The 12,893-nt window shown below is 60.1% G+C and carries 12 protein-coding genes; 7 read left to right on the top strand and 5 right to left on the bottom strand.

The genetic code is table 11. The annotated features are described in order from the left end of the window. Nucleotides 1–146 precede the first annotated feature (146 nt). On the top strand, nucleotides 147–1,010 hold the full coding sequence (locus tag C4J88_RS01385; RefSeq protein ID WP_256659075.1) for a DMT family transporter: 864 nt from the start codon (nucleotides 147–149) through the stop codon (nucleotides 1,008–1,010). 57 nt (nucleotides 1,011–1,067) lie between these two features. Here the strand turns inward: C4J88_RS01385 and C4J88_RS01380 are convergent, their stop codons facing one another. Both C4J88_RS01380 and hslO read right to left on the bottom strand, forming a co-directional pair. Continuing rightward, nucleotides 1,068–2,609 carry a phosphoenolpyruvate carboxykinase gene (locus C4J88_RS01380; protein ID WP_124365432.1) on the bottom strand — a complete coding sequence of 514 codons (1,542 nt, stop codon included), beginning with the start codon at nucleotides 2,607–2,609 and terminating at the stop codon, nucleotides 1,068–1,070. 179 nt (nucleotides 2,610–2,788) lie between these two features. After that, entirely contained in the window at nucleotides 2,789–3,691 is a 903-nt protein-coding gene (gene hslO, locus C4J88_RS01375; protein WP_124365431.1) for an Hsp33 family molecular chaperone HslO, read from the bottom strand. A gap of 124 nt (nucleotides 3,692–3,815) precedes the next feature. On the opposite strand from hslO, the gene C4J88_RS01370 reads away from it, so the two are divergent. After that, nucleotides 3,816–4,619: a phosphatase PAP2 family protein gene (locus C4J88_RS01370; RefSeq protein ID WP_124406015.1), complete on the top strand. Its 804-nt coding sequence runs from the start codon at nucleotides 3,816–3,818 to the stop codon at nucleotides 4,617–4,619. A gap of 136 nt (nucleotides 4,620–4,755) precedes the next feature. On the opposite strand, the gene C4J88_RS01365 is transcribed toward C4J88_RS01370, so the two are convergent. Next, nucleotides 4,756–5,163 carry an RNA-binding S4 domain-containing protein gene (locus C4J88_RS01365; protein ID WP_124365429.1) on the bottom strand — a complete coding sequence of 136 codons (408 nt, stop codon included), beginning with the start codon at nucleotides 5,161–5,163 and terminating at the stop codon, nucleotides 4,756–4,758. Nucleotides 5,164–5,279: 116 nt separating this feature from the next. On the opposite strand from C4J88_RS01365, the gene C4J88_RS01360 reads away from it, so the two are divergent. The 3 genes from C4J88_RS01360 to rimK are packed head-to-tail and all read left to right on the top strand — an operon-like array spanning nucleotide 5,280 to nucleotide 7,456. After that, complete coding sequence (locus tag C4J88_RS01360) at nucleotides 5,280–6,059, top strand: EAL domain-containing protein (RefSeq protein ID WP_124365428.1); 780 nt, start codon at nucleotides 5,280–5,282, stop codon at nucleotides 6,057–6,059. 12 nt (nucleotides 6,060–6,071) lie between these two features. Continuing rightward, nucleotides 6,072–6,554, top strand: a complete 483-nt coding sequence (locus C4J88_RS01355) for an ATP-dependent zinc protease (RefSeq protein WP_124365427.1) — start codon at nucleotides 6,072–6,074, stop codon at nucleotides 6,552–6,554. Then, nucleotides 6,551–7,456: a 30S ribosomal protein S6--L-glutamate ligase gene (gene rimK, locus C4J88_RS01350; protein WP_007949201.1), complete on the top strand. Its 906-nt coding sequence runs from the start codon at nucleotides 6,551–6,553 to the stop codon at nucleotides 7,454–7,456. The genes C4J88_RS01355 and rimK overlap by 4 nt, the downstream gene beginning before the upstream one ends. Nucleotides 7,457–7,597: 141 nt before the next feature. On the opposite strand, the gene C4J88_RS01345 is transcribed toward rimK, so the two are convergent. Then, on the bottom strand, nucleotides 7,598–8,911 hold the full coding sequence (locus C4J88_RS01345; protein ID WP_124360795.1) for an ATP-binding protein: 1,314 nt from the start codon (nucleotides 8,909–8,911) through the stop codon (nucleotides 7,598–7,600). Nucleotides 8,912–9,027: 116 nt separating this feature from the next. After that, nucleotides 9,028–9,768 carry a two-component system response regulator OmpR gene (gene ompR, locus C4J88_RS01340; protein WP_003236035.1) on the bottom strand — a complete coding sequence of 247 codons (741 nt, stop codon included), beginning with the start codon at nucleotides 9,766–9,768 and terminating at the stop codon, nucleotides 9,028–9,030. Between the two features lie 355 nt (nucleotides 9,769–10,123). On the opposite strand from ompR, the gene C4J88_RS01335 reads away from it, so the two are divergent. Further along, nucleotides 10,124–12,448, top strand: coding sequence for a Tex family protein (locus C4J88_RS01335; RefSeq protein ID WP_124406014.1), 2,325 nt, complete (start codon nucleotides 10,124–10,126; stop codon nucleotides 12,446–12,448). Next, on the top strand, nucleotides 12,448–12,831 hold the full coding sequence (locus C4J88_RS01330; RefSeq protein WP_124365425.1) for a PaaI family thioesterase: 384 nt from the start codon (nucleotides 12,448–12,450) through the stop codon (nucleotides 12,829–12,831). The genes C4J88_RS01335 and C4J88_RS01330 overlap by 1 nt, the downstream gene beginning before the upstream one ends. The last annotated feature ends 62 nt before the right edge of the window (nucleotides 12,832–12,893 follow it).

The raw sequence follows: 12,893 nt of genomic DNA, 5'->3' as shown, positions 1-12,893 counted from the left end.
TTTTTGGGGCCGCTTCGCGGCCCAGCGGGAGCAAGCTCCCTCGCCACAGGTACAGTGTTCGTCCTTAACTGACTGGCATTAGGGCAAGCCCCCTCCCACATTAGCTTTGCGCAAATCTGGCGAGCGATACATAACAAGGACCTTACATGGACGTAACGATGGGCCTGCTGGCCGCCCTGCTCTGGGGCGGCACGGACTTTCTGGTGGGCCTCAACGCCCGGGCCGTTGGTGTTAAACGCGCGGTGTATTTCGGCCAAGCCCTCGGCTTTTTGATCATGACCCTGCTGCTGGTCAGTTTTCCTGCCTTCTTTTTCAAATCCCTCAATGCGCCGTTAAGCGTCTGGCTCCTGGGTATCGCGGCCGCGCTGCTCACCGTGTCCAGCGCCCTCGCACTGTCCAAGGCCTTCGCCCTGGGCAAAGCCGCCATCGTTGCGCCACTCGTGACCTCATACGGCGTAGTCACCACCTTGCTGTCCTGGGCCAGCGGCGAGCAGATCAGCCTGATCCAACTCGGCTGTATCGGCCTGTGCGTCATCGGCGTGATCCTTTCCAGCCTCCATAAGGACAACGGCGTACCCCACAACAATCCGCGCCTGTCCATCGCCTACGCCATGCTCGCCGCGCTGCTGTACGGCACCAGTTTCTGGCTGCAAGGCCGCTATACGCTGCCAGCGCTGGGCCCCATCACCATGCTGTGGCTGGGTTACCTGGTTGGGGGGTGCGTAATGGTGATGATGGTGCTGAAGATCAAGGACGGCTTGAAAATCCCGCCGCTGAAAAACTGCGCGACATTGACCGGAGCGAGCGTGATGAACCTCGGTGGCTTCTCGGCGTTTTCGTGGGGGGCGATGGCAGGGTCGGTTTCGGTGGTGACGGTGATCAGTACGCTGTCAGGTGGGATTGCAGCGATCCTGGGGTTTGTGTTTTTCAAGGAGCGGCTGACGGCGGTGCAGGTGCTGGGGGTTGTGCTGGTGCTGGTCGGAGCAGTGGTTTTGCACATTGCCGACTGATCTTTCGCGCACAAAAAAGCCGCCTACAGAAGGCGGCTTTTTCACTGCAGCTAAATCTTACAACTTAGGCCCTGCAGCCTTGATCGCATCGCTCACTTCAAACTTCTTGAAGTTCTCGATGAACAACCCGGCCAACGCCTTCGCCGCTTCATCGTAGGCAGCCTTGTCAGCCCAGGTGTTACGTGGGTTCAGCAGGCCAGTCTCAACGCCCGGCACGGCCAATGGCACGTCGAGGTTGATGGTGTCGAGGTGTTCGGTTTCGGCACCGATCAACGCGCCGCTCTGGATCGCTGCGATCACGCCGCGCGTGGTCGGGATGTTGAAGCGTTTGCCGACGCCGTAGCCGCCGCCGGTCCAGCCGGTGTTGACCAGGTAGACCTTGGAGCCGAAGCCGCGGATGCGCTTGATCAGCAGCTCAGCGTATTCACCGGCAGGGCGCGGGAAGAACGGTGCGCCGAAGCAGGTGGAGAAAGTCGACTTGATGCCGCTGCCCGAACCCATTTCGGTCGAGCCCACCAGTGCGGTGTAGCCGGACAGGAAGTGGTAGGCCGCTTGTTCTTCACTGAGGATCGACACGGGCGGCAGAACGCCGGTGAGGTCGCAGGTCAGGAAGATCACCGCGTTGGGCTCGCCACCCAGGTTCTTTTCGGAACGCTTGGCAACGTGTTCCAGCGGGTAGGCGGCGCGGCTGTTCTGGGTCAGGCTGACATCGGCGTAGTCGGCATGCCCGGCTTCGTCGATGACGACGTTTTCCAGCACGGCGCCGTGCTTGATGGCCTTCCAGATAACCGGCTCGTTCTGCTCGGACAGGTCGATGCACTTGGCATAGCAACCGCCTTCGATGTTGAACACCACGCCTTCGCCCCAACCGTGTTCGTCGTCACCGATCAGGTAACGGCTTTCGTCGGCGGACAGGGTAGTCTTGCCGGTGCCGGACAGGCCGAAGAACAGGGTCACATCGCCTGCTTCACCGATGTTGGCGGCGCAATGCATCGGCAGCACGTCGGCGGCCGGCAGCAGGAAGTTCTGCACCGAGAACATGGCTTTCTTCATTTCACCGGCGTAACGCATGCCGGCGATCAGCACTTTCTTCTGGGCGAAGTTGAGGATCACGCAACCGTCGGAGTTGGTGCCGTCACGCTCTGGCACGCACTCGAAGTTGGCCACGTTGAGCACTTGCCACTCTTCACGACCGGCCGGGTTGTACTGCGCCGGGTTGATGAACAGGCAGCGACCGAACAGGTTCTGCCAAGCCGTCTGGGTAGTCATTTTCACGGCCAGGTAGTGGTCTTCGGCAGCCCCTACGTGAACGTGGGAAACGAAATGTTCTTGCGCATTGTTGAAGGCCTCGACGCGAGCCCAGAGGGCATCGAACTTGTCGGCCGGGAACTTGCGGTTGATCGGGCCCCAGGCGATTGCAGCCTGGGTAGTCGGCTCTTCAACGATGAAACGATCGACCGGCGAACGACCGGTGCGGTGACCGGTTTCTACGACCAGCGCGCCAGTATCGGCAAGCACGCCTTCACCGCGCTGCAGGGCTTCTTTGACCAGATCGTCAACACTCAGATCGGTGTATACGGCGTTATTGGCTTGCGTCATGAGGTTCCCCGTCGGCCTATGGCCGAGTGCTCCAAACGTTTTGTAGTAGAAAGTTGCGCACTACTACCGCGAAAAAAGTGGGCCGGATTATGCCAGAAAAGCCCAAAAAGAGTAGGGCCCTCCCGTCAGAACGCCTCTAATCCGGCATTTGACAGGTGATTTACCTGTGCTTAAACGTTTTAGTGGCGGGTGTCGGAAGGGGTGTCGATGCCTGCGCCGGCGAATAATTGGGCGACATCGGCAGCATCGAACAGATAACGCTCGTTGCAGAACTGGCAGTCGATCTCGATATGGCCACCGTGTTCCACCACTAGATTCTGCGCATCTTCCAGGCCCAGGCTGATCAAGGCATTGGCCGAGCGCTCGCGGGAGCAACTGCAATTGAAGCGCAGGGACTGTTCGTCGAACAGGCGCACGGCCTCTTCGTGGTAAAGGCGGTGCAGGATGGTTTCGTTGTCCAGGCCCAGCAGCTCTTCGGCCTTCAACGTGTCGGCTAGGGCGATGATATGCCGCCAGCTTTCAGCGCGATCATCCTCATCCTTGATCCGGTCAGCCGGCAATTGCTGCAACAACAGGCCGCGAGCGCGCTTGCCGTCGGCGTTGAGCCAGAACTTGGTGCCGACTTGCTGGGACATTACAAAATAGTTGGTAAAGCAGTCCGCCAAGGTCTCGCCGTCGAGGTCAACGATACCCTGGTAGCGCTGGCCCTCGGTGGGGTCAACGGTGATCGCCAGCACGCCATCGGCCATCAGCTCGGAAAAGGTGGCATCCGGTGTAATCCGGTCGACGTCATAACGGGCCAGGCCACGAATCTCGCGCTCGCTGGAACACTCGATCATCAGCATCGGGATCGGACCTTCGGAACGCGCCTGCAAGATCAGCAAGCCATCGAATTTCATCGTGCCCACCAGCAGCGAAGCCGCTGCCATCAACTCACCGAGCAACTGCGCGACCGGCTCCGGATACGCGTGTTTGGCAAGGACTTCGGCATAGCTGAGCTCCAACGAAACCAATTCGCCGCGGGCGTCGTTCTCGTCAAAGATAAAGCGTTGGGTGAAGTCGGTATCCGGTAGATCAGTCATAGGTCTGGGTATCTGAAGTGATGACAAAATGATTACAACGTTTATAAAATTAAACGCTTTAGCACCATATTGGTGCGGATTCTCCTGAAAACAAGGAGCTTAATAGGACGATGAGGGACAGTTTATGAACAATCCGGGTTTGTTCCAAGCGAACTGGAACCTCCGGCGATGGGCTCTTTGCAATCTACTCGCTATCGGGCTGCTGTGTTTTTGGCTGTGGCCCACGGGGCAGATGCTGTGTGTGATTTTCGACGAGTGGCTGTTTCATCTGCTCAATGGTCCGCTGGCGAGCAATTCTACTTGGCTGCACGTGTGGGCCGTGGCGAGCCTGCGACCGTTTGATGCGGTCGTCGGGGTAATTCTGTTGGCGCTGCTGATACGCGGCGATTGGGTGTTCAAGGCCGTGCAGGTTCGCCAAGCGTTCTTTGGCTTCCTCAGCATTCTTTTGTTGTTGCTGTTTATCCGAATGCTGTTTTCCAAACTCGCGGCGCAGATGGGTTGGCAGCACAGCAGCCCGTCGATGGTGATCGGCGGCGCAGTGCAGATGAGTGATTTTTTCCCTGGGCTGGAGAAAACCTGGGAACTGAAAGACCGATCGAGCCAGAGCTTTCCCGGCGATCATGCTTCGGTGTTGTTGATCTGGGCGATGTTCATGACCCTGTTCGCCCAGCGCATCGGCCAGGTGCTGGTGATCTGGGGCCTGGCGCTGCTGTTCATGATGCCGCGACTGGTAGCAGGCGCGCACTGGGGCCAGGACGATTACATCGGCGGGGTTTTGCTGGCGCTGTTGGCATTGGGTTGGGGTTACTACACGCCGTTTGCAGCGAAGGTGTCGGGGTTCCTGCTGCGGATGACAGCGCCGGTTTTCGGGTTGCTCGGCAAATTGCCGGTGATCGGGCGATTGAGTGTCATGCGCACAACCCCTTAACACCGCCGACCAAATGTGGGAGGGGGCTTGCTCCCGATAGCAGTGGATCAGTCAGCTTATCGGTAACTGACCTACCGCAATCGGGAGCAAGCCCCCTCCCACATTTTGATCTCCTTTGGGTTGGAGATTCGTGTAATCAATCATCATTGCCACTGCCGCGAAACTTGAACAAGTCACGGCGTTGCTTTTTGCTCGGCTTGCCATCGGTGGTCAAACCCGAAGCTCCCGCCTTGCGCATGGCCGCAGCGTTCTCGCGCTTGGTAATGCTGGCTTCGGTCTCCGCATACAGTGTCTGCGCTTCTGGCGCGCCCCGGCGCACGACAGAAAGCGCCTGAACCACGACGGTCTTTTCATCAAACCCTGTACGAATCTGAAACTCGTCGCCGACACGCGGTTCCTTCCCCGGCTTGCAGCGCTCACCGCGATGGTGCACCTTGCCGCTCTCGATAGCGGCCTTGGCCAGGGCACGGGTTTTGTAGAAACGCGCGGCCCACAGCCACTTGTCCAGGCGGACCTTTTCTTCCTCTTCCTGTTTTTGAGCCACTTGAATTCCTCGCTCTGAAAAATGTCGCAACCTTACCGTTGAAACGCTTCGACGCATAAACCCTGAGGCTCACCTAAGATACGCCAGGTAGCACTCTGTTTTCGCGAGGACACGCTGTGACCGACTTTCCCGTTTCACTCACCTCGCCCAACCAGCGGTGCGTGGGTTGCCAGCAAAGCGAGCCTCTGGGGTTCGATTTTGCTTTCGCCTACCAGCCTATCGTAGACCTGCGTGATCATTCGATATTCGCCAATGAAGCCTTGGTGCGCGGCATCCAGGGTGAAGGCGCGTCGTCGGTGCTGGCCCACGTCAACGCAACCAATCGCTACCGCTTCGACCAGCGCTGCCGCACCCAGGCAATTGCCGGCGCTGCCGCCCTGGGCATGCAGACTCACCTTTCCATCAATTTCATGCCCAATGCCGTTTACCGTCCGGAACTGTGTATCCGCAGCACCCTGGAGGCCGCCCGCGCGCACAATTTTCCGCTGGACCGCCTGATTTTCGAGACACTGGAAAGCGAGCATGTAGATAACAATCGCCATTTGACGAATATTCTGCGTGAATACCGCGAATTCGGCTTCAAGACCGCCATCGATGATTTCGGCGCGGGCTATTCGGGGCTGAATCTGCTGGCCGATTTCCAGCCGGACCTGATCAAACTCGACATGGCGCTGATTCGCGATGTCGACCAAGACCGTGTCCGTCAGGTGATCGTCCGGGGGATTGTCACAATCTGTGAGCAGTTGGGGGTTACTGTCATCGCCGAAGGCATCGAAAGTGCCGGCGAGCGGGACTTCCTCTCCGACTGTGGAATATTTCTAATGCAGGGCTATTGGTTCGCCAAGCCCGCATTCAATGCCCTAGCCAAGGTTTCGCCTGACGCCTGGGCACATTGACCGGTACCCATATTGAAGACATTTGACCATTTGACCGTTGTGGGTCTGCGAGAGTGGGTGGCGCTTCCCGACCTGGGAGTGGCTGGCCTGCGCGCCAAGATCGACACCGGCGCCAGTACCTCGAGCTTGCACGCCACTGAAATCGAGCCATTCGAGCGTAATGGCGAAAAGTGGGTGCGTTTTACCGCCCACTTGGGCAGCGTGGTGCAACTGCGTCACCGCCGCTGCGAGGCGCCCCTGGTAACGATGAAAACCATCAAGAGCTCCAACGGCCATGCGCAGGTGCGCTACGTGATCAGCACCTCCCTGGCGTTGGGCGATCGGGTGTGGCGGGTGGAGTTCACCCTGGCTTGCCGCAAAGCCATGCGTTATCGCCTGTTGCTAGGCTCCAAGGCGCTGATTGACGGCCATTTGGTGGTCAGCCCGGGCGTCAAGTACGTTCAAGACAAGCCGGTGTTCCCGGTCTCTACTATTTCTGCCCCAGGTGCTGCATGAAGATCGCTGTGCTGTCGCGAAACCCGCGTCTGTATTCTACCCGCCGCCTGGTCGAGGCCGGCACTGAACGTGGCCATGAAATGGTGGTGATCGACACGTTGCGGGCCTATATGAACATTGCCAGCCACAAGCCGCAGATCCACTACCGGGGCAAGCCGCTGGAAGGCTTTGACGCGGTGATCCCGCGCATCGGCGCCTCGGTGACGTTCTATGGCTGCGCGGTGCTGCGCCAGTTTGAAATGATGGGGGTCTTCCCACTGAATGAATCCGTGGCCATCGCGCGCTCGCGGGACAAGTTGCGCTCGCTGCAGCTGCTGTCACGCCGGGGTATCGGCCTGCCGGTCACCGGTTTTGCCCACTCCCCGGATGACATCCCCGACCTGATCGACATGGTCAATGGCGCGCCGCTGGTGATCAAGGTGCTGGAAGGCACCCAGGGCATCGGCGTGGTGCTGTGCGAAACCGCAACGGCGGCGGAATCGGTGATCGAGGCGTTCATGGGCCTCAAGCAGAACATCATGGTGCAGGAGTACATCAAGGAAGCGGGCGGTGCGGATATCCGCTGCTTCGTGGTGGGCGACAAGGTGATTGCCGCCATGAAGCGCCAGGCCAAGCCGGGTGAGTTCCGCTCCAACCTGCACCGTGGCGGCAGCGCGAGCCTGATCAAGATCACGCCGGAGGAGCGCATGACTGCGTTGCGTGCGGCCAAGGTCATGGGGTTGGCCGTGGCGGGCGTGGATATCCTGCGCTCCAACCATGGCCCGTTGGTCATGGAGGTGAACTCATCGCCGGGCCTGGAAGGGATCGAGACCACCACGGGCAAAAATGTGGCGGGGATCATCATTGAGCATCTGGAAAAAAATGGCGGGCCGAACATGACCCGAACCAAGGGAAAGGGCTGAAAAGCTCTGCCCCTGACACAACATCAGTTCAGATGTGGGAGGGGGCTTGCTCCCGATAGCGGTGGGTCAGTCACATCTGCATTGACTGACATTCTGCTATCGGGAGCAAGCCCCCTCCCACTATTTGATTCATGTTGTCTGTTAGACCGCATCCCGGGGCAACATCAATCCAAGCGGCAGGCGCACCCGTGCTTCCAGCCCGCCCTCTTCGCGGTTGCGCAATTCGACATTGCCGCCATGCATCGACGCAATCCGCCTCACAATCGCCAAGCCCAAGCCGGTACCTTTACCGCCACGGGCGCGGTCGCCACGGGTGAACGGGTTGAAGATGGCCTCCAGTTCCGCCGGGTCGATACCGGTGCCGCGGTCCATCACGCTCAGCACCACATAGGGCGCAGCGCTGTCGCCAGACACGTACGCCGCTACTTCCACATCCGAACCGGCATGATGCAAGGCATTGCCGATCAGGTTGTTCAGCAGGCGCTTCATCGACACCCTGCGCAACGCAAACGGCTGAATCGGTTCCAGGCGCAGGCGCACCTGCTCACCGCTCTGGTTGTAGGGTGCGACCACTTCACGAACCAGATCGGTCAGGTCAACCTCCTCCACTACCTCGTCGCGCCCATCACGGATGAATGCCAGGAATTGGTCCAGAATCGCGTCCATGTCCTCGATGTCGCGCACCATGTCATCGGTGAGGTCGGTATGGTTGCCCATCAACTCCAGGGATAAGCGCAATCGCGTCAACGGCGTGCGCAGGTCATGGGACACGCCCGCCAGCATCAGCTCGCGCTCGCGCCCGGCCTGCTCGACATCCTCCGCCATCTGGTTGAACGCGCCGTACACCTCGGTCATCTCACTGGGCGTATCGCTGACCGGCAGGCGCACACTGCGCCCCTGGCCCAATTGGCGGGCCGCGAACACCAGGCGCTTGAGCGGTTGATTGAGCTGGCGCACGAAAATCCACGCGGACGCGGTTGAAAGCAAGCCAATGGCGAGGAACCAGCCCAATACGTTCCAGATTTTCTGCCCGCGCAACGGGTGCGGATACAGCGGTACCTTGATCCAGGCATCTCCCAGGCTGGGCGCCCTCACCCACAGCGCAGGCGACACATGCATGCGCAGCCGCACCTCGGTGTCGTCGCCCAGTTCCGCCTGCATCTGGCGCTGGTAGATCTCACTGTAGGGCCAATGCTGTTCGCCCTCAGGCACGCCGGCCCCATCAACCCGGATCAGGGTTGAGGCCTTGGCTACCTTTTCACGGTTCTCTGGGTCTACGGCCCAGTAGGCGCGCAACGTCAAGGCGACGCCATGGCTGTATTGCCGATCCACCAGCACGTCCTCGTTCATCAAGAGATAAACCAGTGTGAGTGCCTTCGAAAACAGAACGACGATCAGCACCAGCCAAAGGGTGCGGGAGAAGAAACTTTGCGGGAACCACAGCGGGGTTTTCATAGGAGACAGCTAGACACCTTGCAGGAACGAGCGGCGCTCGCAGAATTGCAGACGCCGGACACCCCGTCGATCCTCATGGAATCAAACGCCGGATGCCCGCCCCTGCAAATCATCGGTCACTTGGTTGCGGTGCCATCCGGCACAAACACATAACCCACACCCCACACCGTCTGGATATACCGCGGCTTGGAAGGGTCCGGCTCGATCATCCGGCGCAGTCGGGAGATCTGCACGTCGATGGAGCGCTCCAGGGCGTCCCATTCTCGGCCACGGGCCAGGTTCATCAGCTTGTCGCGGGTCAGCGGCTGGCGAGCGTTCATCACCAGGGCCTTGAGCACCGCGAATTCGCCGGTAGTGAGCATGTGCACTTCGTCGCCACGCTTGAGCTCGCGGGTCGCCAGGGACAACTCGTAGTCGCCAAAGGTGACGCTTTCGTCTTCGCTGCCCGGCGCACCCGGTACCGACGGTGCCTGGCGACGCAATACGGCCTTGACCCGGGCCATCAGTTCGTCCGGGTTGAACGGCTTGGCCAGGTAGTCATCAGCACCCAGTTCAAGGCCCTTGATGCGGCTCAGCTCATCACCCTTGGCCGTGAGCATGATGATCGGGATCTGGTTGTTCGCACCGCGCAGACGCTTGCAGGCGGTCAGGCCGTCTTCGCCGGGCAGCATCAGGTCGAGCACGACCAGATTGAACACTTCACGCCCCAACAGGCGGTCCATCTGCTCGGTGTTCGGCACCGCGCGCGCCCGGTAGCCTTTGGAGTTGAAAAAACGCTCCAGCAGGCTGCTCAGCCCCGGATCGTCGTCAACGATGAGAATTTTTTCGCCTTCAGCAGTTTGTGCAGTGCTGCTCATTAGATGCTCCTCTTATCTCGGCGCGCATTATGGCCTAGCTGCCGTTATACGCACCGTGTGCATTGTTAGCAGATTTTTCCTCTACTGCCAGCCAAGCCGCGCTCTACGACCACTGGCGCAGTAGCCCCCAAGGGCAGAACGCTGGTTATAATGCGGCGCCTTCGTGCAGGGCAACGTCAGATCGTTACCGTTTACTGCCAGGCTTTTTTTACCCGCTTGTCGTGTTTTTTCGATTTCGAGGGTCAACAGACTGCCTCTTGACCCAGGCAGCGGCGCCAGTCGGGCCGCTCAACCAGCCTCGCAAAGCCTTGTGTTTCGGGCCTGCGAGCTGCTTTTCAGAATTTCAGGTGGTTTTATGGACAGCATCAACAGCCGCATCGCCGAGGAACTCGGTGTACGCCCACAACAGGTCGAAGCGGCCGTCGCGCTACTGGATGAAGGCTCCACGGTGCCTTTCATCGCCCGTTACCGAAAAGAAGTGACCGGCAGCCTTGACGACATCCAGCTGCGGCACCTGGAAGAACGCCTGCGTTACCTGCGAGAACTCGACGAGCGGCGTATCAGCATCCTTGCCAGCATCGAGGAACAGGGCAAGTTGACCCCGCAATTGGAACGCGACATCAAGCTCGCCGACACCAAGACCCGCCTCGAAGACCTTTACCTGCCGTATAAACAGAAACGTCGCACAAAGGGCCAGATCGCCCTGGAAGCGGGCCTGGGCGACCTGGCCGACGGCCTGTTCAATGACCCGTCGCTGACCCCGGAAGCCGAAGCCGCGCGCTTTGTCGACGCGCAAAAAGGCGTCGCCGATATCAAGGCTGCCCTGGAAGGCGCCAAGTACATCCTGATGGAGCGCTTCGCGGAAAACGCCAGCCTGCTGGAAAAACTGCGTACCTACCTGAAACAGGAAGCCATCCTCAGCGCCCGCGTCATCGCCGGCAAAGAGGAAGAAGGCGCCAAGTTCCGCGATTACTTCGAACACGACGAGCCCCTCAAGAGCATGCCGTCCCACCGCGCCCTGGCGATTTTCCGTGGCCGTAACGAGGGCATTCTCAGCTCCGCGCTGAAAGTCGGCGACGAACTGCCGGGCACCATGCACCCGTGCGAGGGCATGATCGGTCAACAATTCGGCATTCAGAATCAGAATCGTCCTGCGGACAAGTGGCTCAGTGAGGTCGTGCGCTGGACCTGGAAGGTCAAGCTCTATACCCACCTGGAAACCGACCTGCTCGGCGAACTGCGCGACGGCGCCGAAACCGAGGCGATCAACGTATTCGCCCACAACCTGCATGACCTGCTGCTGGCCGCTCCGGCGGGCCCACGCGCCACCCTGGGCCTGGACCCTGGCCTGCGCACCGGCTGCAAGGTCGCGGTGGTCGACGCCACCGGCAAGCTGCTGGACCACGCCACCGTCTACCCGCATGTGCCGCACAACAAGTGGGACCAGACCCTCGCCATCCTGGCCGCCCTGTGCGCCAAGCATGCCGTGGACCTGATCGCCATCGGCAACGGCACCGCCAGCCGCGAAACCGATAAGTTGGCCGCCGAGCTGATCAAAAAATACCCCGCCATGAAGATGACCAAGGTCATGGTCTCCGAGGCAGGCGCTTCGGTGTACTCGGCCTCGGAACTGGCGTCCAAGGAATTCCCGGACCTCGATGTGTCGATCCGCGGCGCCGTGTCGATTGCCCGTCGCCTGCAGGACCCGCTGGCCGAGCTGGTGAAGATCGATCCTAAATCCATCGGTGTCGGCCAATACCAGCACGACGTGTCGCAGCTCAAGCTGGCGCGTGGCCTGGATGCGGTAGTGGAAGACTGCGTAAACGCCGTGGGTGTGGACGTGAACACCGCTTCCGTGGCGCTGCTCGCACGTATTTCTGGCCTCAACGCTACCCTGGCGCAAAATATCGTTACTCACCGCGACGAAAACGGCGCCTTCAAAACCCGCGCCGCGCTGAAAAAGGTCGCGCGTTTGGGCGAGAAAACCTTCGAGCAAGCCGCCGGTTTCCTACGCGTAATGAACGGTGATAACCCGCTGGATGCCTCTGCGGTTCACCCGGAAGCCTACCCGCTGGTGCAACGAATCGCTGCCGAAACCGACCGCGACATCCGCTCGCTGATCGGCGACGCGGCGTTCCTCAAGCGTCTGGACCCGAAGAAGTACACCGACGAAACCTTCGGCGTGCCGACCATCACCGACATCCTGCAAGAGCTGGAAAAACCCGGCCGCGACCCGCGCCCCGAATTCAAGACCGCCGAGTTTCAGGACGGCGTCGAAGACCTCAGGGACCTGCAGCTGGGCATGATCCTCGAAGGCGTGGTGACCAACGTGACCAACTTCGGCGCATTCGTGGATATCGGTGTGCATCAGGACGGTTTGGTGCATATCTCTGCGCTTTCGGAGAAATTCATCAAGGACCCGCGCGAAGCGGTTAAGGCCGGTGACGTGGTCAAGGTCAAGGTGATGGAAGTCGACATCCCACGTAAACGCGTTGGCCTGTCGATGCGCATGAGCGACACCCCCGGCGAGAAAATCGACGGCGCCCGTGGCGCTCGTCCTGGCTCGGCCCCGCGCTCGTCGCAGAACACCGCGCCGCGCAAGGAAACCGCGACAGCTGCTCCGAGCAACAACGCCATGGCTTCGCTGTTCGCCAACGCAAAACAGTTGAAGAAGCGCTGATGGAGATTCCGGCCGGTTTGACCCAGAGCGCGTTCAGCGAACTGATCGGCTGCCGCCTGCAGCGCCTGGATGAGGGCGTTGCCGAAGTGGCCCTGAGCCTGGCGCCGCATTTGCGCAATCGCGGCGGCAAGCTGCATGGCGGCGCGATTTTCAGCCTGGTGGACATCACCATGGGCCTGGCCTGCTCCAGCGCCCATGGGTTCGACCAGCAGAGCGCGACCATCGAGTGCAAAATCAACTATATCCGCGCCGTGGAAGACGGTGACGTACTGTGCACCAGCCGGGTGATCCACGCCGGCAGGCGCACATTAGTGGTCGAAGCCGACGTGTACCAAGGCGACAGACTTGTCGCAAAAGCACAGGGCACGTTCGCTGTCCTATAGCTCCCCGCCCATGATTTGAGTTAATTTCGGCCCTGTGACAACAGCGTCGGAATTTTCTCGCT

Origin of the sequence: Pseudomonas sp. R4-39-08 (assembly GCF_003852275.1) — a bacterium.
Taxonomy (GTDB): domain Bacteria; phylum Pseudomonadota; class Gammaproteobacteria; order Pseudomonadales; family Pseudomonadaceae; genus Aquipseudomonas.
This window is presented reverse-complemented; position numbering and strand designations above follow the sequence as displayed.